General features: G+C 60.6%; 16 protein-coding genes and 1 pseudogene. 8 read left to right on the top strand and 9 right to left on the bottom strand.

Features of this window, described 5'->3' with window-relative positions; genetic code table 11:
- Positions 1–155 precede the first annotated feature (155 nt).
- The gene (locus GBM95_RS03485) at positions 156–1,679 is read right to left on the bottom strand and encodes an FAD-dependent oxidoreductase (protein ID WP_152157812.1); all 1,524 of its coding nucleotides are present in this window, start codon (positions 1,677–1,679) and stop codon (positions 156–158) included.
- Between the two features lie 198 nt (positions 1,680–1,877).
- Between GBM95_RS03485 and GBM95_RS03480 the strand changes: the two genes are divergently transcribed.
- Positions 1,878–2,426 (top strand): hypothetical protein, encoded by a 549-nt coding sequence (locus tag GBM95_RS03480; protein WP_152157811.1) that lies wholly within the window; start codon positions 1,878–1,880, stop codon positions 2,424–2,426.
- A 406-nt stretch (positions 2,427–2,832) separates the two neighbouring features.
- Positions 2,833–3,993, top strand: coding sequence for a porin (locus tag GBM95_RS03475; protein ID WP_152157810.1), 1,161 nt, complete (start codon positions 2,833–2,835; stop codon positions 3,991–3,993).
- Between the two features lie 127 nt (positions 3,994–4,120).
- Here the strand turns inward: GBM95_RS03475 and GBM95_RS03470 are convergent, their stop codons facing one another.
- From GBM95_RS03470 to GBM95_RS03460, 3 genes are read right to left on the bottom strand one after another with little or no spacing between them, the layout of a single operon-like run.
- On the bottom strand, positions 4,121–5,191 hold the full coding sequence (locus GBM95_RS03470; protein WP_152157809.1) for an alpha/beta hydrolase: 1,071 nt from the start codon (positions 5,189–5,191) through the stop codon (positions 4,121–4,123).
- Between the two features lie 14 nt (positions 5,192–5,205).
- Positions 5,206–6,195, bottom strand: coding sequence for an AraC family transcriptional regulator (locus tag GBM95_RS03465; RefSeq protein ID WP_152157808.1), 990 nt, complete (start codon positions 6,193–6,195; stop codon positions 5,206–5,208).
- Positions 6,196–6,231: 36 nt separating this feature from the next.
- Positions 6,232–7,086 carry an aldo/keto reductase gene (locus GBM95_RS03460; protein ID WP_152157807.1) on the bottom strand — a complete coding sequence of 285 codons (855 nt, stop codon included), beginning with the start codon at positions 7,084–7,086 and terminating at the stop codon, positions 6,232–6,234.
- A 220-nt stretch (positions 7,087–7,306) separates the two neighbouring features.
- Between GBM95_RS03460 and GBM95_RS03455 the strand changes: the two genes are divergently transcribed.
- The 6 genes and pseudogenes from GBM95_RS03455 (at position 7,307) to GBM95_RS03435 (ending at position 14,334) form a co-directional block, all read left to right on the top strand.
- Complete coding sequence (locus GBM95_RS03455; RefSeq protein ID WP_193222559.1) at positions 7,307–9,259, top strand: sensor histidine kinase; 1,953 nt, start codon at positions 7,307–7,309, stop codon at positions 9,257–9,259.
- Positions 9,260–9,273: 14 nt separating this feature from the next.
- A pseudogene (locus GBM95_RS12960) lies at positions 9,274–9,561 on the top strand (response regulator transcription factor); the annotation flags it as partial.
- A gap of 161 nt (positions 9,562–9,722) precedes the next feature.
- A complete protein-coding gene (locus GBM95_RS12955) occupies positions 9,723–9,902 on the top strand; it encodes a response regulator transcription factor (RefSeq protein ID WP_319643761.1) in 180 nt (59 codons plus the stop codon).
- Positions 9,895–11,364: an FAD-dependent oxidoreductase gene (locus tag GBM95_RS03445; RefSeq protein WP_152157805.1), complete on the top strand. Its 1,470-nt coding sequence runs from the start codon at positions 9,895–9,897 to the stop codon at positions 11,362–11,364. The genes GBM95_RS12955 and GBM95_RS03445 overlap by 8 nt, the downstream gene beginning before the upstream one ends.
- A 170-nt stretch (positions 11,365–11,534) precedes the next feature.
- Positions 11,535–12,455, top strand: a complete 921-nt coding sequence (aroD, locus tag GBM95_RS03440) for a type I 3-dehydroquinate dehydratase (protein ID WP_152157804.1) — start codon at positions 11,535–11,537, stop codon at positions 12,453–12,455.
- Between the two features lie 79 nt (positions 12,456–12,534).
- Positions 12,535–14,334, top strand: a complete 1,800-nt coding sequence (locus GBM95_RS03435) for an FAD-dependent oxidoreductase (protein ID WP_152157803.1) — start codon at positions 12,535–12,537, stop codon at positions 14,332–14,334.
- A gap of 182 nt (positions 14,335–14,516) precedes the next feature.
- Here the strand turns inward: GBM95_RS03435 and GBM95_RS12950 are convergent, their stop codons facing one another.
- The 5 genes from GBM95_RS12950 to GBM95_RS03415 all read right to left on the bottom strand — a co-directional run bounded on the left by GBM95_RS12950 (position 14,517) and on the right by GBM95_RS03415 (position 20,832).
- Positions 14,517–14,639, bottom strand: coding sequence for a hypothetical protein (locus tag GBM95_RS12950; protein WP_264298071.1), 123 nt, complete (start codon positions 14,637–14,639; stop codon positions 14,517–14,519).
- Positions 14,640–14,673: 34 nt separating this feature from the next.
- Positions 14,674–15,933, bottom strand: a complete 1,260-nt coding sequence (locus GBM95_RS03430; protein ID WP_152157802.1) for a hypothetical protein — start codon at positions 15,931–15,933, stop codon at positions 14,674–14,676.
- Between the two features lie 294 nt (positions 15,934–16,227).
- A complete protein-coding gene (locus tag GBM95_RS03425) occupies positions 16,228–17,631 on the bottom strand; it encodes an FAD-dependent oxidoreductase (RefSeq protein WP_264298070.1) in 1,404 nt (467 codons plus the stop codon).
- 258 nt (positions 17,632–17,889) lie between these two features.
- Positions 17,890–18,636 carry a response regulator transcription factor gene (locus GBM95_RS03420; RefSeq protein ID WP_152157800.1) on the bottom strand — a complete coding sequence of 249 codons (747 nt, stop codon included), beginning with the start codon at positions 18,634–18,636 and terminating at the stop codon, positions 17,890–17,892.
- A gap of 45 nt (positions 18,637–18,681) precedes the next feature.
- A complete protein-coding gene (locus GBM95_RS03415) occupies positions 18,682–20,832 on the bottom strand; it encodes a sensor histidine kinase (protein WP_152157799.1) in 2,151 nt (716 codons plus the stop codon).
- Between the last annotated feature and the right edge of the window lie 278 nt (positions 20,833–21,110).

Below are 21,110 nucleotides of genomic sequence, written 5' to 3'. Positions count from 1 at the left end.
CCTCACGACGGACACCCTTGCCTCTGGCTGTGAGCTTGGCACTACCTCCTGCTCATCGGGACTTTCACCCTATAGAAATCGCCCATGCCGGGCACACGAAAAAGAAAACCCGGCGTCTCCGCCGGGCTTTCTCACGTGCATCACGTATTCAGGATTTACTTTGCGGTCTTCACGATGTGGTCCACCGCGAGCTTGCCGCCGCAGATGGCCCAGGAGCTCGCCGTGCCTTCGGCAATATGCATGTCGTAGGAGTCGGAGTAGAGGCCGCCACCATCCTGGCCGATCGCGTAGATGCCCTTGATGACGTTTCCCTTCTCGTCAAGCGGCTGGAAGTACTCGTTGACGCTCGCGCCGCCCGTGGTGGCGTAGGTTCTGAGGCTGCCCTTGATCGCATAGAAGGGACCGGTCTTCACTTCGCGGAGCCACTCGGAATCCTTGTAGAAGTCCTCGTCCTTGCCGATCTTCACGAGCTTGTTCATGCGGTTCGCGGTGGCGGCAAGGCGCGCGGGATCCATGCCGGTCATCTTTGCAAGGTCTTCAAGGGTATCGGCCTTGTAGCAGAAACCGTCCTTGACGCCGCGCTCGAAGAGAGCGTCGAAGTTCGTGAACTTCGTCCCCGGCGTCACCATCCCAAAGTAGCCGCGCGGGAGCCCTTCCTTAATCATCTCTTCGCGCGTCTTGTCGTCGAAGACGGCAAAGCCTTCGCCGCCCACTTCCTCAAAGGCGTTCGAGATGTATTCAAGCGGCAGCGTTTCGTCCGCAACGCGTTCGCCCTGAAGCGAGGTCTTGAGGTAGGGCTGGAAAAGCGCTGCGAGGAGCCGCACGTATTCCGCCTTCGTAACGCCGTCCTTGCCGAACTGGAGGTCCGTCGGCACGCCCTTGAGCCAGAGGCCCGCCTGCATGCAGACATTCATGTTGACGAGCTTCGCGCCCGCGCTTTCAAGCATCTGCACGCCGTCGCCCGTGCGGCCCGGAGACCCGGCGCTCTCGTAGCCCGCATAGGGGAGGTACTTCTTAACCATCTCCTTGTTGCCGGAGAACCCGCCCGTCGCGATGATGGTGTTGCCAGCGCGGATCGTGAGGGTGTCGCCGTTCTTGGCAACGGCCTTAACGCCCTTCACAACGCCGTCCTCAATGATGAGGGACTGCGCAGGGGTGGAGGTCATAATCTCGCCGCCTTTTGCTTTGATGCGGGTCGAGAATTCCTGCACGAGCACCGTGCCGTGGCCGCCCTTGTACATGTGCCAGGTGCGGTTCCCGTCAATGAAGGCGGTCTTTACAGCTTCGTAATGGACGCCATGGTCGGCGAGCCAGTCGTAGACGCCTGCGGTTTGCTTCAACCAGCTGTTGAGCGCCCGGGCGTTGATGCGCCAGTGATGGAAGTCCATGACGCGCTTGAACTGGCGCTCAGGGTTCACGCCGATGTTGTCGGCCTTCTGAAGGGCGGAGCCCACAAAGAAGGTGCCTTCCATGTAGTTTCCGCCGCCGCCCACGACGGCATTCTTTTCAAGAACGATCGTCTTCAAGCCGGCATCCGTTGCGGCAACGCCAGCCGTGAGGCCGCCGGCACCGGCGCCCACAACGACCACGTCCGTCGTGATCGTGCGCTCTGCTGCGAGAACGCCTCCCGCCATGGTCATGACGGCAAAGGCAGCAGCGGTATAGGCCCATACTTTCATCTCTTCTCTCCTTTTGGGAAGCAATTTGATTTTGCTTTACATCGAGTATGAGCCAAAAATGCGAAGCGCTTCTCCTGACCCGATTGTCCTGACCTGGGTCAGGAGGCGGCCTGGGACGAGAGGCTTCGAAAAAGGGAGAAAGCCCCTGCGGCCTATAATTCCGGGCACCTTCCTCATCTTTCATCACCGGAAATCTCAATGGCTCAGGAACTCCAGATTCGCGGACGCGACGCCGCTCTTCAATGCGATCGCGCGATGGATCAGCTTTCGATTGACGCGGAGGTGAAGGGCGAGATCCGCACGGCCTTTCTCGTAGCCTTTGAAATCGGGGAGCCGATGTTCTTCTTCAAGGAAAAGAAGAAGGCAAGGATCATGGAGGAGCTCCTCGCGATCGAGCTCGCGCTCTTTTCCGCTGCCTGCGGGGAGAAGCTCAGAACTCTGAAGGATTCAGGAGAAATTTCCGAGGACGACTTCGATGCCGCCCGCAGGGTGCTCGAGGAGCGCCTCGAGGCGAGGGCAGCGCTTTACGGAAGTCTCCCGGGCTTTTTGGCAGCCGCCGCAAAAGCGGAAAGAATCGGCGCGGATCCGGCGAAGGCCGTTCTGGACGAAGCCCGCAACCAGGTCCTCCGGGCAAAGCTCGGCGCATCCGTGCCGATGGGCGGGCTCTTCGCGATCTTTGCCGATGGGGCGCAAAAGAAGGCAGAGCATTTTGCTCAAGGCTTTGCCGCCGGGCTTTTCCGCGACTGAAAGCTCTCTGCGTCAGATCCTCCTCGATTACAGCGCGGCAGGTTTTGAAGACTGAAAGCCATCCAGCCTGGGTGAGCCTTGAGTCCTGACAAGCGGGAATTCGTCCGGCGTCCGTGAGTCCTGCAGATTCATTTTGAGAGGGCTTGCGGTCTCTCGTAAATGGCATTGATTTTCCTAAATTCCATCTAATTTAATAGCTGACTATGCAAATGTACTTCAATGTTTGAATTGCGTTTAGCGCTTACAATTTGTTAGCCGACTTACAATTTAAAATATGAAGGTAAACATGGAATTTAGATTGATGAACGCTTGTTCAAGTTTGAATTTGAAAGACAAACCTGCGACACTAAACATGAGTTCGCAGCAAGGATGCGAACTTCATTCTTATTGCTTAAGAGGTATTTAAATGAAAAAGACTCTGGCTGCGCTCGCGGTATTGGGCGCATTTGCAGGTTCGGCGCTTGCTGCCGACGTTACGCTCTACGGTCTCGTCGACTACGGCTTTTCGTACCAGCATTCCGACGGCGACGCTCAGGCTGATGCCGAGGACAGCTTCACCATGAAGTCCGGCATGAACTCCGGCTCCCGCTTCGGCTTGAAGGGTACGGAAGACCTCGGAAACGGCCTAAAGGTGGGCTTCGTCCTTGAAAACGGGTTTGATGCCGATGACGGCACGTTCGATTCGAACGGCGACGACAGGATCTTCGGCCGCGAAGCTTCGCTCCATTTGACGGGCGCTTTCGGCGAAATCGCCTTCGGCCGCATGGGACAGCTCGCGAGCGCGCTCGGCTCCTACGGGCTCCTCGGACAGACGAGTCCCTTCTCGACGGGCTGGGGCGACCTTACCGGCATGAAGTTCGTGCAGGCTGCGGGCCACACGCGCTACGACAACATGGTCACCTACAAGACCCCGACCTTTGCGGGCTTTACGGCTTTCGCCCAGTTCTCGTTCGGCAACTCGGACGACAACGGCGAGACCGGGTCGGCCAAGATTTCCTGGGATGAAGGCAAGGCCTCCGCCGACCGCTACTATGCAATCGGCGCCAACTACAAGGTTGAGAATCTTTATCTCGTCGGCATCGTCGACTCCGTCAATTACGGTTCGCAGCAGACCGTCAGGGGCTCGGATCTTGACGATTCGATCACGGTCACCCTGGGCGGCAACTACGACTTCGGCTTTATGAAGACCTACGCCGCCTTCCAGTATTTCGACAATGCGTACTCGGTCGGCCAGAAGGCGATTGGCGACGACAGCTCGATCGGAAAGGCCGGGCGCTTCTCTGCCGAAGGCGCTGAAGGCTACAGCGTTGCGCTCGGCGTCGGCGTCCCGGCGTTCGGCGGCACCGCGAAGGCTCATGTCGGCTACCTTTCTGCGGAAGACACGGCTGAAAGCGACAACACGCTCGACCGCTGGAACATTTCCGTCGGCTACGACTACAACCTTTCGAAGCGCACTTCCGTCTATACGGCTGCGACCTATCTCCAGGACAAGCTGGAATACAAGGCCAAGGAAGACCGCGACCCGAGCGCGGTTGAAGTGATGGCTGGTCTCATCCACCGCTTCTAAAGAAATCTTCATCAGCGAGGGTTTCCCGGCAAGAGTCTTCCCGCGCTGATATAAAGATGCCCCCGCAGACTTGCACGGTTTGCGGGGGATTTTTCTTACGGGTTCAGATGAGCTGCCGTTTCAGGCCTCAGCGGATGTCGAGCTTCTTGTCCTTGAGCCACGCGGAGAAGAGGTCGGCAACCTCGAGGTTGTTCTTCTCTGCGAAGAGGAAGTGCGTGTTCCCGCGCAGTCCCTTCTCGGGAAGTTCAATCACCTCAACGTCGCCCCCGTGGCGGTTGACGGCATCCGCCCACAGATGCGCCATTTTGACGGCGGCGCGCCAGTAGTCGAGGTGAGGATTGGTCGACGGCTCCTTCGGGATGTAGTCGCCGTAGTAGATGACGATCGGATAGCGCGTGAGCTTTTTGAAGTCTTCGAGCGGAACTTCGTCGGCCTTGAAGTCGCCGAAGAAGCTCGAGGTCCTGATGGGCGCGGGCACCTCGCCCTTCGGGAACGGGAAGTTGCTCCCCGGTTCATAGGAAGCGATCCCCTTGATGCGGTCGCTCATCATGCCGGTGAGCCAGCCGATGCCGCCGCCCTGGGAGTGCGTGACGAGAACGGCGTCGTCCGACTTCTCAAGCACGGCCGCCATCGCGCGGGCGTTCACCTTCGCGTCATAGGGCGCGGTGTTGGGGGTCATCTGGCGGAAGAACTGGTTGAGGGACTCCGCATCCTCAGGGAACTGCGAGTTCTCGTAGAACTTGGGCCACATTCCCATTCGGAACTGCCCGAAGAAGAAGGCTTCGTCGGATTTGGCGGGGATTTCGCCCTTTACGGTCGCCTTCCCGGCGCCTCCGCGGCGCGGCTGGTCGACGAGGTAGACCTTGAAGCCGCGTGAGAGGAAGATGTTCTGAAAGCCGTCGCGGCCGTCAGGCGTCGTTTCCCAGGTCTTCGAGAATTCCCCGTGACCGTGAAGGAAGACGAGGGGATAGGTTCTCGCATCGGTCGGGATCTGGTACCTCACGAAGGCGTGATCGCCGTGAAGGTCCTGCCCGTCAGCGGTCGGGTGATAGGGATCGTAGGCGGTTTTGGCCGGAACGACGGTGCCGCCAGCGGCGAAGCTCCCCTGCTTTTCGATGGAGAGCGGTGCGGCAGAAAGGGCTCCGGCAAGGAGCAGGGCGGCGAGTGATGCGGAAAGTTTGGTTGCAGCAGCAAACATGATCAAATTCTTTTTCAGTCGGTGTTGTTGACTACGGCATCCTGAATGCGGGCGAGCTTCCCCTTGATGTGGCGTCCGGGCGGTTCGCCGAAAAGGCGCTTGTAGTCGCGGGAAAACTGTGCAGGGCTCTGGTAGCCCACGGCATAGGCGGCGGAATTGGCGTCGGTGCTGCCCTTGAGCAGAAGCTGCTGGGCTTCGTAGAGCCTCAGGCGCTTCTGGTACTGCAAGGGCGTCAACGACGTGAATTCCCGGAAATGTCGATGGAAGGTCGAGGGCGCCATGCTCGCGACTTCGGCGAGCCGCTCGATCGAGACTTCCGAGCGGTAGTTGTCCCTCAGCCACCGGATCGCCTGCCGGATGCGCTTTCCGGCGGCATCGGGTGCGTAGAGCGCTCTCAGGCAGTCGCCGCCCGCGCCCGAGAGCGCAAGGCAGTGAATGTCGCGGATGATGAGCGGAGCCCGGAGCGGAATTTGCGCTGGCTTCTCAAGAAGCGAGAGGAGCCGGTAGAAGTCCTCCATGAGCTCTTCGGATGAGGGTTCTACCGAGAAAACGCTTTTTGCCTGGCTCGTTGCATCGTCGTTCTGAATGAGTTCGGCGAGCGTTGCCGTATTGAGCGGAATCGAGAGAGAGACGAAGGGTTCTTCCTTCGAGACGTTCATGAGCTCGTACGAGGTCGGCATGTCGATCGACGTGACGATTGCCGACCCCGGACCGTAGCGGTATTCGGTGGAGCCGATCATGAGGCGCTTGTGGCCCCTGAGGATGACGCCCACGGAAAGCCGGTAGAAGCAGTTCTTCGCCTGAACGGACTCCTCGATGTAGGAAAGGTGGAGCCCTTCGATCGGATGAAGATCCAGGGCGCCCTTCAAAACAATCTCGCGGACGCGGTCGGCAAGCCTCAGCCTCAGCGCGCGGCTCGAGGGCGATTCCTCGGCCTCGTGCTCGCAGACCGTGCAGTTCTGGTCGGCGGAGCTGTTTCTAAACCATTCCTCAGGCGTTTTCATGATGAAGCCCTCAATTCAGTGTTGTCTCCGGAGGCGTCAGTGCGCAATGCGCCTCTCGGAGAACCAGCGGATGATGGCCGGATCCCGGTGGGAGAAGAACTGGCTTTCATTGCGGTCGAGCGCCCGGATCATCTTCCGGTCCTCGTCGTCAAGGACGAGATCAGCTGCAGAAAGATTTTCCTTCATTCTGGCTGGCGACACGCTCTTGCTCACAACTGAGGCGCCGAGTTCCGAGACGTAGGCAAGCACAACCTGAGCGACGGAAGCGCCGTGCTTCTGAGCGATAAGACGCAAGGTCGAATTGAAGAAGAGGCCGTTTCTGCCTTCTGCGAGGGGAGCCCAGGCCTGGGGCACGACCCCGAGATCCTTCATCACGGGGAAGGCGTCCCTCTGCTGGCAGAAGGGATTGATCTCGATCTGATTTACCATCGGACAGACCTTTGCATGGAGCGCGAGGTCCATGAGGCGGTCGGGCGCGAAGTTGCTGACGCCAATGGCCTTCACGAGGCCGTCGGCGAGCATTTTCTCGAGCCCCCGCCAGGCGCCGTAGACGTCGCCCACGGGCTGATGGATGAGGTAGAGGTCGAGGTAGTCGAGGCCGAGAAGTTCGAGCGAGCGCTTCACCGACCTTTCGGCGCCGGCTTCGCTTGCATCCTCAACCCAGAGCTTGCTCGTCACGAAAAGATCCTTTCTCGCGACGCCGCAATTGGCCAAAGCGCGCCCGACCGCGGCTTCGTTCCCGTAGGACGCGGCCGTGTCGATTGCGCGATAGCCCGCAGCGAGGGCGTTATTGACCGCATCCTCGCAGGCAGTGGTGTTGGGGATCTGGTAAACCCCGAAGAAGAACGCCGGAAGTTCGACGCCGTTCGTCATTTTGAATGTCTGGTTCATGGCAAATGCCTCCCTGATTGATGGATGAAATCTTAAGGACGCCGTTTACGGGAGGATTGCGCAAATGCGCTTCCCCTTTGCCAAAACTGCTCGATTGTCGTGAGCCGGGGAAGAGTCTTTCGCCCGGCGTCCGGTTTCGTTGTTTCTCATGAGGAGCCCCGGGCCCATACACCTCTTCGGGTGTTGGACGGAAGCGCAGAAATCCCGCATCATTGACGCCATGAAGCTTCTTGCCTCCCGGATTTCCTCTTTATTCCTCCTTGCCGCCCTCATCACCGGAGCGGCAGGCGCCGCACTGCCCGTACTGTCCGCACGCGCTGCGACGGGCGCCGAGGCGCTCCCCATTTCGGGCGTGACGATTGAGGCCCCTGCGGGAAAGCAGGGCGACTTCCGGCCGCTCCTTTCGATCAGCGTCGTCGACACGCTCATAAATCCGTTTGATGCGCTCGCGCTCGAGCGCACGCTCGAGCAGCTCTCCGACCGGCTTCCGCAGTACCGCTGGCGGCAGATGGTCATCCCGGCGGCGGACGCCGAGGAGTCGCTTCTTTCAAATAAGCCCGACTTTCTCCTCGCGCCCTCGGGCTTCGCGGCCTACGCCCAGCTCTCCTCGCGCGTTTCCGCGGTGAGAATCGCCACGCGCCGCACGGTCCTTGCAGACCGCGCGGACCATTCCGTGGGTTCGGTCTTCATCGTCCGGGCGGAGCGCCCCTGGCGGACGCTCAGGGACATCGAAGGCCTGCGGGCGGCGTCGGGACTCCAGACGACGGTCGAAGGGTGGCTCGCGGCCGCGGGCGAAATCGAGCGCGCAGGGTTCGACCCGGACCATTTCTTCTCTGAACTCGTCGTAAAGAGCAACGCGTATCCGGACGTGATTTCTGAAGTCCTCTCGGGCGGAACGGACGTGGGGATACTCCCCGCATGCCTTCTAGAGGCAGTGGCGGAAAAGAAGCTCGCCAGAACGGAGGGTCTCCGCGTCATCAACGCGAAGACCGAGGGGCTGCGGTGCCTCCATTCCACGGACCTCTATCCAGGGCTCAGCCTCGTGGCGCTCGGCGACACCGATGAGGAAAAGGTGAGGGATGTGCTCGGGGCCCTTTTGTCGCTTAAGGACATCGACGGCTACGAATGGTTCGCGAACGTTTCGGACGCTCCCGTGCTGAAGCTCTTTCAGGACCTTCGCGTCGGCCCGTGGGCGCATCTGAGGGACATGAGTCCTGGAGCAATATTCCTCCGCTACCGGGAGGAGATCCTCTTCTTCCTCGGGATCCTCGTTCTTCTGATCCTGAACGAAATCCGGCTCCATGTGCTCTTCAAAAAGCGCACGCAGGCGTTGAGCGAAGCGCTCGAGCGGAATATCAGGAGCGAAGCCGAAGCCGCGGAAGCCCGCCAGCAGGCGGCCGGGCTCGAGCGGCGCTCGGTCGTCTCCCAGATGTCCGGCATGGTGGCGCACGAGATTAATGCGCCGGTGGGCGCGATCCGAGCCTATTGCGCCGTTCTGCGGATTCTTCTTCGGAATGATGAAAAGAAGGAGGAGCGGATTGCCGTGGCTCTGAAGGGCGTCGAGCACGAGGCCGAGAAGGTCGCCGGCATCGTCGACCGCGTGCGGCAGTATGCGAGGACCGGCAGAACCGAACATGCGGAGGTGCCGCTTCTCAGGGTGATCGAGCGCGGGATCCGGTCGGCGCGAAGCGAGCTCTCGGAAGAAAAGCGCGAGCGGCTCTCCGTGAAGCTTCATGCCAACGGGCTTGAGCCCGTGGTTCTCGGCGACGCCCTCGAGCTCGAGGTGCTCTTTCTGAACCTCGTGAGGAACGCCGCAAGCGCAGCTTTCGGATCTCAGAGCGAGCCGCCCTTCGTTTCCGTCATGATCAACCGCGTTGCGGCGGAGCGCCCGGAGGAATCGTCGGGGAATGAGTTGGACCCGCGACCCGCCCCGGGCGAGAGCCGCATTGAGGTCGTGATCGAGAATTCAGGCGCGAAGCTCGACGACGCGGCAATGGCGCGGCTCGCGAAGCTCGGCGACGCCATCGTTCCGAGCCCTCAGGGACTCGGGATCGGTCTCGGGATCTGCAGAGGCATTGCCGAAGGGCACGGCGCATCCATGAAGTTCGCGCGCCGCGAGGCCGGAGGCGTCGTGGTGGTGCTGAGCTTTCCGGAAGCGGCCCGGAAAGAATGAGAAGGAGATAAGGCATGAAGAATTTGAACCCAGTCGTGCGGCTCGTCGACGACGATCCGGATTTCCGTCAGAGCCAGCGGCTTCTTCTGATGACCCTCGGCATGGAAGTGCGGGAGTACGGAAGCGCCCGGGAGTTTCTCGATGACGACGACCTCGAGCGCCCGGGCTGCATCGTGCTTGATCTCCGCATGCCCGGAATGACCGGCATGGAGGTGGTCGAGCACCTGCACGCGCAGAAAGTACTCACGCCCGTCATTCTGCTCACGGGCCACGGCGACATCGGCGCCGCCGTGCGCGCGATGAAGCTCGGGGCCGTCGACTTTCTCGAAAAGAAGGCGGACCCCATGGTGGTCTACGAGACGGTGCGCGCGGCCTGCGAGCGTTCTGCGGCGGACGCCGCGAGCGGGAGGCGAAGGCGAGGGAGTCGAAGAAGTTCGAGGCGCTTTCGCCCCGCGAGCGCGAGGTGCTCGAACTCGTGGCCGAGGGGCTCTCGAACCGCGAGGCCGCTGAAAAGCTCGGCCTCTCTCAGGAAACCGTCAAGATGCACCGGTCCCACGCCTACGGGAAGCTTGGAATCAAGAGCGCGCTTGAAGCCTTTCAATGGGTGAAGGCGGAGAAGGAAAAGGAGACGCAGGGTGACTGACGAAAGCGCACAAAAGCGATGGACGCGGCGCGGACTGCTCGGGGGTGCTTTTGCGTCGGCTCTTGCTGCGGGCGGCCTTACCTTCGGAGGCTTCTCTTTTGCTTCCGAAAAGGCGGAAAGGCTCCCCGCGGAAGCCGACGTCGTCGTTGTGGGGTCAGGGATTGCCGGGCTCTCTGCAGCCGTCGCCGCAAGGGAAGCGGGCGCTAAGCGCGTGCTTCTTCTTGAAAAGGGGCCGCTCGCGGGCGGTCACAGCATTTATTCGAGCGGGAGCATCAGCGTTGTATCGCGGAAGCTCCAGGGGCCGAAGGGATTTCAGGATTCGCCGGAGATTTTTGCCAGGGATTCCTACGCCTTCGGCGACAACTGCGGGGACCTTGAAATTCTGGAAAGAATCGGAGCAGAGTCGGAATCTGCGCTTCGATGGCTCTCTTCCATGGGCGTGCGGTTCGGCGGCCTCTTCACGGCGAGAGCCGAAACGCGGCCTCGGTGCGTATCGAGCTACGGGAATTCCGCGGGCAGAAGCTACGTGCTCGCTCTCATGACGCGAGCAGATGCGCTCGGCGTCGACGTTCTCCTTGAAGCCGATCTCCGGGCGCTCGATCGCGTCCCCGACGACAGCGGATGGCGTCTCGGCGTGAGACTTTCCGATCTCCCGGTTCTTCAGTACCTCCGCGCCCGCGCGGTTGTTCTCGCGGCAGGGGGCTTCGGCGCGTGCCGCGAAATGCGGATGAAGGTGATGCCGGAGCTCGATCCGCAGATGCAGACGTCGGCCAATCCTTTCGGCACGCTCTGGGAAAACCGTGAGGCGACGGCCGCGGAGCTCGCAAGGAACGCGGGCGGCTTCTGGAAAGAAGGCTTTGGGCTTCAGTTGCTGCCCTACTGGGGCGGAAGGCTCATCGACTACGCGGGCGGAGATATCTTCATCACGCTCCGGGGCCGGCGCTTCATCGACGAAGGCCTCGCCTGGAACAAGATTTCTGCGGCCGTTCTCCGGCAGCCCGAGAAGGAAATTTGGGTGATCACCGACAGCGCCTCAAGAAAGAGCGCAACCCTCGGCCTCAAGATCGCGAACGGCTTCGTCAAGAAGTCGGACACGGTGGAGGAGATGGCGGCAGGCATGGGCATTCCGGCAGCGGTCCTGAAGGAAACGCTCGACACATACAACCGTGCGGCGCGCACCGGGTTCGACCCGGAGTTCGGGAAGACCATCTTCACGCAGACGCTCGATCACCCGCCCTACTACTGGGGGCGGGAGCGGATCTTCGTTCACACGTCCTTCGACGGGATCGCAACCGACCGCGAGGCGAGAGTCATTGATGAGCGCGGAATTCCCATTCCGGGGCTCTACGCTGCGGGCGAATTCGCAGGCGGCATTTTCGGCCGCGACCGCCTCGGAGGCGCCGGCATTTCCAACTGCCTCGTGATGGGGCGCGCTGCCGGGAGGAACGCTGCGCTCTTCTGATTTTCTCTTTTTTCCTTCTTTTCTCGCTCCACTACACCCGGGTGGGGGTAGTTGAGAAATGAACCCTCCCGGAAAATGACGGGCATGTCCCGGGCAAAAGATTCAAAGGCTTCAGACCGGCCTTGAATGTCCGGCGACGGCACGAAAAATCAAAGGAAAGGAGATTGAGAATGCAGCGTCGTCATCTGTTCGGTTCCGCGCTCGGAGCCGCTGCAGCGGTTGTGGTTCCGGTTGCGGAAGCGAGCGTTTCGGACCATTTCGGCGAGAAGATGCGCCCGATCGATACGGAAAACCGCGCTCCCGGCTGGGGCGTCGGCGCCGTGAAGCCCCTCGAGGTCAAGGGCCGCCGGATCGGCGAAGGGCGCCCGAAGCTGATCGCCCCGACGACGAGCAAGAATGCTGCCGACCTCTATCAGACGCTCGAGAAGTTTGCCGGCATGAAGGCCCTCGACATGGTCGAGGTCCGCATCGATTATCTCGGAAAACTCGCTCCGGCTGAGTTTGCCGAGGTGACCCGGAAGGCCTATCAGGCGGCGGGCGACAAGATCGTCCTCGTCACGCTCAGAAACGGCACCGACGGCGGCCCCTTCATTGCCGAAGACAAGTACTACGGCGAGGTTTACCGCGCCGTCATTGAGTCCGGCAAAGCCGACATCATTGACCTTGAGCTCTTCCGCGATGCGGACATGATCCGCTCCCTCGTCAAGGCGGCGCACGCCAAAGGCATCAAAGTCATCATCAGCGCCCATGAATTCAAGTTCACGCCTGATGAAGGCGAAATCATCAGGAGGCTCCTCCTCGAGCAGGAATTCGGCGCCGACATTCTGAAGCTCGCCGTCATGGCGTTCTCGCCTGAAGACGCGCTCACCGTGATGACCGCGACCGCGAAGATGCGCCACTACTACAGCGACCGTCCGATGCTCACGATGGCGATGGGAAAGTGGGGCGTGCTTACGCGCATTACGGGGGAAGGCTTCGGCTCCGACCTCACCTTTGCGTCCGTGGGCGGAAAGGCGAGCGCGCCCGGCCAGATTCCGGCCGAGGAATGCCTCTCGGTGCTCGAAACGCTCCATCGCGCGATGAATCCGTAATGCGGATGCGTCTCATGCTCAATGATTGCCTAGAATAAATTTGTTTTTTGATTGACTGATTCCACGAGGAATTTCACCCATGAAGAAGACTTTTGCTGCTCTTGCGGTTGCCGCGCTCTTTGCGACCGCCGCTTCCGCCGCCACCTTCAAGGCGGGAACCTACACGGCTTCCGCCCCCGGCATTCACGGCGCCGTCACCGTTGAAGTGACCTTCACGGCCGACAAGATTTCCGCCGTCAAGGTCGTGAAGCAGACCGAAACCCAGGGCATCGGCACGCTCGCCGTCGACCAGCTCCCGCAGAAGATCGTCGACGCCCAGTCGCCGAAGGTTGACGGGGTCTCGGGCGCCACGATTACTTCGGACGCCATCAGGAAGGCCGTTGCCGACTGCGTGAAGCAGGCGGGCGCCGATCCGGAAGCGCTCGTTCCGGTGGTGCTTAAGAAAGTTGCCAAAAACGAAGACCTCGCCACTGACGTCGTCATCGTGGGCGGCGGCGGCGCGGGCATGTCTGCGACCATCCGCAGCCGCATGAACGGCCTCAACGTGATCCTCGTCGAGAAGATGCCCTTCATCGGCGGTGCGGCTTCGATTTCGGGCGGCCAGGTCGTCGCCCAGGGTTCGAAGCTCCAGAAGGCCTTCGGCTCCAAGGACGACTCCGTCGATTCGATGGTGAAGGACTTCCTGAAGAACGGCGCCGGCAAGAACGATCTCTCGAAGCTCACGCTCTACGCAAAGAACGTCGGCCCCACGATCGACTGGTTGAATGAAAAGGTGGGCGTCAAGTTCATTCCGAACGATCTTCCCTACCTCGCCGAGTATTCGCACCGCCGCGCGCTTGAATTCCAGGGGGGCGCGGGCACCATGGCGCAGCACCTGCGCGAAGTGATCGCCCAGAACGGCGCCAAGGTCTTCTACAACACCCGCGTTGAAGACCTCATCGTCGAGGACGGCAAGGTCACGGGCGTGAAGGCTGTGGACCTCAACAGCGGCACGACCTACACCATCAAGGCGAAGAAGACCCTTCTCACGACGGGCGGCTACGGCAACAACAAGTCGCTCCTCACGCCCGAAATGCAGAAGGTCCTCTACTACGGTCCGGTTTCCTCGACGGGCGACGGCCTCCAGATGGCCGAGAAGTTGGGCGTCAAGACCCAGCTCCTCCAGTACGGCAAGCGCTATCCGAACGGCATCGAAGTCGCTCCGGGCAAGGCCAAGTCCACGATTTACGCCAATGTCGGCGCCTTTGACCAGGCGGGCATTCTCGTCAACGTGAATGGCGTCCGTTTCGTGAATGAAAAGGCGTCGAACCGCCACATTCTCGAGCCGATGCTCAAGAACCCCAACGGCCAGGCCTACGTCTTCATGGACCAGAAGTCCTGGGAAGGCTTCTACAAGCGCCTCCCCGAAACGGGCGTTTCGCATGAGGATGCCGACAAGTATCTCGCCAACGGCGGCAAGACCCCGCCGCTCTTCGTGAAGGCCGATACGATCGAAGGCGTCGCGAAATTGGCGGGCATCAATGCCGAAAACCTGAAGGCGACCGTTGCCAAGTACAACGGGTTCGTCAAGGCCAAGAAGGATGCGGACTTCGACCGTCCGGTTCAGTACATGAAGGCTGAAATTTCGGCCGAAGGCCCCTACTACATCGTCGAGCAGAAGCCGCGCTTTGCGACCACGATGGGCGGCGTCTGCACGGACGACAAGCTCAACCTCGTGAAGAAGGACGGTTCGGTCATCCCGAACCTCTACGGTGCGGGTGAAATCGTGGGCGGCGTGATGGGCGACGACTCGCCTGCCGGCGCCAACGTGGGCTGGGCCCTTACGTCGGGCCGCGTTGCTGCCGACAGCATCGCGGAAGCCATCAAGGCCGGGAAGTAATTTCCCTGGGTCTTAACCGATCGTTTCTTTCCTAAGGCGGCGCAGCGTCTGGAGCGCCGCCGGGGATGAAGCGAAAGAGAGCCGCCGGAACTTTCAGGGTCCCGGCGGCTCTTTATTGGGCGGGAATCAGGCTGCGGATTCCTGCTCCGGATGATGGAAAGCGGAAGGGCGCTTTCGCGAACTTACGACTTCGATGCAGCGCGGATGCGTGCGAGCACCGGATTGACGGAGGTCCCGTCCCAGGCCTTCTGCGCCGACTCGAGGAGGTCCTCCGCGGGCGGCATCGCGGCACGCCTGAAGTTCATGCTCGGGCGCGGCAAAGCGCATTTCGGCTGCACCCTAGTCCTGCACGACGCCGAGCGTCTGGAGCCTCACAAGCGAGGCGATGAAGTTGTCCGGGTAGCCGTCAATCTCGTCGTATTCGTCGTCGACGCCGACCTTCTTCAGATATTTCGCGTACAGCGCGTCAATGACCGCGATGACGACGTACGTCATGAAGAACCGTCCCTGAGGCGAAGCGCCCTCAAAGCTGGTGCCGTTGTAAGCGTCCATGCAGTCGGCGATGGTCTTTGCATCATGCGGGATCGCGTCGAAGTTCTGGTACCAGATTCCCTCGACATTCATGAGATCGAGCCCGGCATTGTTGGTAAAGAACGCCTGGAAGCCGCAGATTTCTCTTTTCTTTTGAAATTCTTCCTGCGTGAGGCCCCCGTCGTTCAGTATCCATTCGAGGTCTTCGGCCGCTGCGTCTTCATAGGATTTTTCATGCAGAAACACGGCCGAGACCGGTTTCTCAAAACGAGGGAGTTCCAGACCGGAAATGGTTTCAGCGGAGCTGCCCGTCTTCTTCCATTCCGGATTATCGTCCGCATCCTTTTTCACGAGCTTCCGGGCGATTCCTTCAGCAGGTTCAAGATCGATGATCGATTGAGCAAAGAACTTGAAGCCTTTCTTTTCGAGCTTGGCAAGCGACCGGAAGTCGGAAAGCGAGGTAATCCAGTCGACTACGGTGACGTCGTAGCCTTCCTTCAGGGCGCCCGTGCGGTCAAGGAGGCATTGAACGGCTTCGAACGCCGCCTTGGCACAGTCCGGATAATTTGCTTTCGACGGGAAGCCGCCCAGAATCCTGGGGTCATAGGGCTCAGTGAAGTCCAAAATGGAAATCGAAGATTTCGCGAAGCTCGGGCTGCAGCGGACGATCGGTTCCATGCCGATGGAAACGGCGAGGCGCTTCGCGCCCGAGCGCCGGATGCGGGCAACGTTGAAGCGCGGGAGGAGGTTGGGGCTACGGCTGATTTCGCGGAAGAGGTCGTTCATCTCCATTTCGCTCAGAGCACCCGAACCGAAAAGCTTGCTCGGACGCGAGACGACGGCCCGGTCGGTGAGGTCGGAGAGGTCCTTCCGTCTGAAGCTCTCCGTGAGGAGAGAGGAGGCGGTCGAGCCGACAGCGGCATTGAGGAGATGGAGCGTGAGCGCCGGGTTGTATCCGAGCGCCTGGGCCATGTCTTCTACGAGTCCGGTCTCTTCGAGCGTCCGGGCAATCAGCGCGGTAAGCGCGGGATAAACCGTGTCGTCGCTGTCGAGCGATACGTCGCGCACGACCATCTGATCGCGAATCTAACGAAGACGCTTGGGATTTTCGAGAATTTTGACGGCTGAAGCTTCCATGATAAAAGGCCCGTCCGGCCTCCTGAATGTCAACAATGTCGGACTATTGCACATTTTGTCGCTCTCTGAGCGGCTGATCTGGATGAGATGGCAGATAAAAAAAAAGCCTCTTCCAGGAATGGCAGAGTTGTCCTGGAAGAGGCTTCACGCCGGCCGTTTCTCCCTCAGGCTCCAGGCGTGAGGAAGAAGCGGACGTTTTCTTGTGGGGACGTAACCGGCAGTCGCTCAGATGCGCGTTTCAGCAGCCGCGTTTTCCCCTGCAATCAGGCCGAAGGATGAGCAGTCCGGCATGGAGCAGGCCGTGAGGCGCTCCTGCCCGTGAAGGCCGCCCGAAGCTTCGCCCGCAACATAGAGTCTCGGAATCGGCGCGCCGTCGCGAAGGCGGATTGCCTGAGCCTTTTCATTGGTGCGGATGCCGCCCGGCGTGTAGTTGAGGCGGGGCGTCACGACCATCGTGTAGAAGGGGCCTTCCGCGGAAAGCGGCTCCACCTTGCGCCCGGAGCGCTCCATGGGCTTATTGAACTCCGTGTCCCTGCCGCCGGCAATCAGCTCGTTGTACTTGACGAGGCTTTCCTGGAGCGCCTTGCCGTCGGTGCTGTAGTGCTTCGCAAGTTCATCGAGCGATGCGAATTTGAGAATCGCGCCGTCGATGCCGTTCTTGTCGGCAAGACTCTGCTCGAGACGCTTCATGTTGTGGAATTTTTTGAGCGCCTTTTCGTCCCAGACGATGAAGGGCTTGCGGTCCCCGTTGCGCAGACGATGCTGAAGGACGGCGCTCGCGAGCGTATTGCGCGTTTCGCCTTCGCTCATGAAGCGGCGTCCGGTGGCCGGGTCAATGAGCATGCCCCAGATCATGTCTTCGGTCGGGAGCGGATAGGCAAAGCGGAAAAGCGAAAGCTGCACGGCCTGAGCGCCGGCCGCTTCGAGCGTCTTCAGGGAACCGGCCGTGGCGCCCGCATTGGTGGTCGATACAACGCCCGCGAGGAAGGGAACCTCGGACGAGCGGAAGGCCTTGTCCTGGGCATAGCCGCCGGTTGCGAAAACCACCGCCTGGCGGGCGCGGATCGTCTTCATGACGCCGGTTGCATTCGCCCAGTCGTCGTCTGCATTGCGCGAGAACACATAGCCTTCGCGAACCCGGAGGCCGGAGGCTTCACCCTTTTCATTGAAAAGCACTTCCTCGGCGCGGCACTTCGTGCGGATCTGAATGTCTGAATGCGCCTTCATCCAGTTCCAGAGCGCGGAAAGCATGCCGGCGCCGCCCCCTTGTGCGGAAAGGCCGCGCGCAACGCTGTGGCCGCCGAGCTTGAGGAGACGCCCGTCCCACTTGACGCCGTGAGCGGTGAGGAAAGATTCCACGCGGGCGGTGGTCTTTGCCATCAGGAGAGCGCGTTCATAGCTTCCGAAGCCGCCCGAAACCTTCGCCATGTCGCCGGCGAGGAGTTCGGGAGCGTCCTTGACGCCTTTTTCCTTCTGAAGCGGAGAGCCGACGCAGGCAAAGTCGAGACCGGACACGAGAGACGTGCCGCCGGGGAAGGACATTTTCTCGAGCATCAGGACTTTGGAGCCTTTTTCAGCTGCGGCAATGGCGGCAATCGTCCCGGCGATGCCCGTGCCGACCACGATCACGTCGACTTCTTCATCCCATTTGCGGTCGGCCGGCGCGGCGTGCGCGGATTGCGCGGCAAAAGGCGCGAGAGCGGCGGCGCCGAGAGCGGCTCCGGCGGAACGGGTAAGAAACTGGCGGCGGGACTGCGGTTCATTTTTTCGTCTCCTTCTGATCTTTCAAAAGGGAGCCGGTCAGGGCTCCCGTGAGTTATTGGAAAGCTTAGAAGGAGAAGATTTCATACCCGCATCAATGGCGTCGACGAAGGTTGCAAAAAGATTTCAATCAAAGGATTCCGAGAGGTCGGTGATGACGTAGCCCACGCCGGAGTAGGAAGAGATGACGGAGCCGTCGGCGCCGGCTTCCGAGAGTTTTCGGCGGATGCGGGCGAAGGCGACGCGAAGGAGCGAAAGTTCGCCGAGGTGTTCGGCGCCCCAGACCTCCCGGATCAGGGCGTCATGCGCAATGACGGCGCCCGGGTGCTTCACGAGCGCCAGAAGGAGCCGGAATTCCGTGTCGGAAAGCCGTATAGGAGCGGCTCCCCACCGGCATTCGCGTTTTTCCGGGACCAGGATGAGCGGACCGTTGACGAATTCTTCCGCGCGGGGCGCACCTGCCGCCGCAGAGGCCCTGACGGAAGTTCTTCTCAATACTGCCGCAATGCGCGCGGCAAGCTCCTCCATGGCAAAGGGCTTCACAAGGTAGTCGTCGGCACCGGCGCTCAGGCATTTGGTTTTGTCGGAGAGTTCCGAACGGGCCGTGAGCAGAATGACGGGCACCTCGCTTTCCTCCCGAATCTTCTGAAGGAAGGCGAAGCCGTCCATGCCGGGCATCATCAGGTCGAGCACGATGAGCTGCGGCTTCGGTTCAAGGCGCTTCCAGATGTCAAACCCGATTTCGCCGTCAGCGGCCTGGGCCGTGTCGTAGCCGAGCGTTTCGAGATTCGCTGCGACGAGACGGCGGATTCTGCTTTCGTCGTCGATGATGAGAATGAGCGGGCGGGCGGCGTCGGGACTGGAAGTTGTCATGGCTGATTTTGAGAAATGCGGCAGGGAGGATGGGCGTGAATCCATTCAATAGGGAATTCTGACAGTGAACGTGCTGCCGACGCCGGGCGTGCTCGCGACTTCAATCGTTCCGCCGTGAGCGCGAACGATCGCAAGCGAAATGACGAGGCCGAGACCGGTGCCGCCGCTTCTTCGGCGCATTCCCATGTTGACCTGATAAAAGCGGTCGAAGATTCTCCTTTCCTCGCCTTCGGGAATGCCGATGCCGTTGTCAGTGACGGAGAGGAGAAGCTCGGAGTGCTTCTTTTCCGCATGAACGTCAATGATGCACTCGCGCTCCAGGGCCCGGTAGCGGACGCTGTTTGAGAGGAGATTTGTGAGAAGCTGGAGGAACCGGTCCGGGTCAACGTTGACGCACTCTGCGTCCGGCTCAATCGTGATTCGGATCTGAGCCGGTCCGAGCGCCCGGACGCGCTTCTGCGCGCGCAGGATGATGGGCTTCAGCTGCACGATCCGCTTTTGAATGATGAAGGTGCCGCCGTCAATGCGCGCCACATCGAGCCAGTCGGAAATCAGCTGCTGGAGCGCCCCGACTTCCCGGCGCATTCCCTGAAGAAGATCGTTCTGGAATTCTTCGCTCCAGCCGGCATCCTGACGGGCCAGCGTTTCTGCTGAGAGCGCAATGGCCGCGAGCGGCGTTTTGAGCTCATGCGCCACAACGCCGATGAGATTCTCTTTGAGGCTTTCCATTCTGGCGGCGTCCGTAGCGTCATGAAGGAGAATGCCGCGTGCGAAGCGGTCGCCTCCCTCAATGGGAAAGGCCGTTACGTCGAGAAACCGTTCGCCGGAAGAGGATCTGAGCTGAAACCGGTGCGTGCCGCCGGAGAGCACGGCCTCCGGGGCAGGAGACGCATTGCCCGACTGCAGGCATTGGGCAAAAAGCGTTCCGGCAGCTGAGCCGAGGATCTTTCCGGAAGCGGATGCTGTGAAGAGGCGCTCCGCGCGTTGATTGGCCCAGACAATGGCGCCCTCCTGGTCGAGCAGAAGAAGCCCGTCAGCAAGGCTCTCAAAAATTCTGGAGAGCATTTCCATCTGGGTTCGGAGCGCTTGTGTCTGTCGGGCGACTTCGTCGGCGAGATGGCGGTTGACCGACTCGATTTCCTCGCGGGCGATGGAGAGCCGCTTCATCAGGCGGCCGAATTCAGCCTGAAGCGCTTCGAACTCGGAGAGCGAATGTATGCGCTCGTCAGGGAGCGGCTCGGGTCTCGCCGCCGCTACCTGGCTTTGAAGCTTGAAGAGCGCCTTTTCAATCGGTCGTCGGGCTAGCATGCCCGCTAAACCGGAGGCTCCAAGAACAAAGAGAATGAGGAAGAGGCTCCGGAGAACAATTCCGGTGAGTTCCATCTGGCGGAGCGCATTGGGTTTGGCAGCCATCACGCGCCAGTCTCCGCTGAGGCCGGTTTCGGCAAACCACCCCTCGAGGACTTTCTGGCCCTGAGAGGCCTTGAATGGAATCGGTCCGGGAGCGGTCGGGCTTCCCTCCGGAATGAGCGCCTCAAAAGCACTGATGGGCGCTGCCTCAATCCCGCGGGAAGCATAGAGAATTCCGCCTTTACTGTCGGTAATCCAGATTGCGTCGCCGGGATTTTCGTACTCAGCGGCGATCGCAGCAAACTTCTTGAGGTCGAGCGCGCAGACGGCGAAGCCGGCCAGTTCACCGGACCGGGTTCTCGCCTGAGCGCCGATGTTGACGATGCGTTCATCGGCAGCGCCGGTTGCCTCAAAGCTCGCTGAGATCCAGTAAGGCGCATCGGTTCGCCGTTCCTTCCAGTGCCTGCGCCCGCGGTGATCAACGCCGTTGTTGGGAACGCCCGCCGGATTGAGAAGCGGATGGAAGCCGCTTGAGATGCCTTCGGGCGTGTCGAAATGCAGATTGAGAAACGCCGGCTCGGCGCGGGCGATATGGGCAAGAGTCCTGTTTCTTGCTTCGGCAGAGGATAGTTCCGGCAGTTCCGAGGCTGCGAGGAGCATGAGTTCGAGAGCAGAGGAGAGTCTCGCATTGATCGCTTCTGCAATGCGCTCGGCCGTCATTCTCTGCCTCTTTTCGAGCGCATCCATTTCGCTGAGGACGTTCCGCCACTCGAAGGCGGCAAGCACGACGATGGGAATGATGGCTACGGCGGCCGTGGCGGCAGTGAGCGCTTTGCGAAACTGCATGAGTTCGTCGGGAGAAGAAAGATAAGAGAAAAGGATCGGTTCCTCGAAATTACCACAGGTGTACGAGCGGAATTAAAGCGTTTGTAATCAGAGGGCTGCCATTGCAGTGCTTTCGCCCGCTGACATAAGAGATGCGGTATGCATGCCTCGCCCGAGGGAGGCTTCCTTCATTGAAAGCGAAATACAAAAATCAAGAAGCGGGCGGGATCTGCCGGAAGCAAACCTGTTCGGATCCGCGCACTGGTCGATCTTTAAACCGTCGGAATGTCAGGAATAGT

Source organism: Sutterella seckii (assembly GCF_009183815.1).
GTDB classification, from domain to species: Bacteria; Pseudomonadota; Gammaproteobacteria; order Burkholderiales; family Burkholderiaceae_F; genus Sutterella; species Sutterella seckii.
Note: the sequence above shows the minus strand (reverse complement) of the source record. Positions and strands in the feature narration are given on the sequence as shown.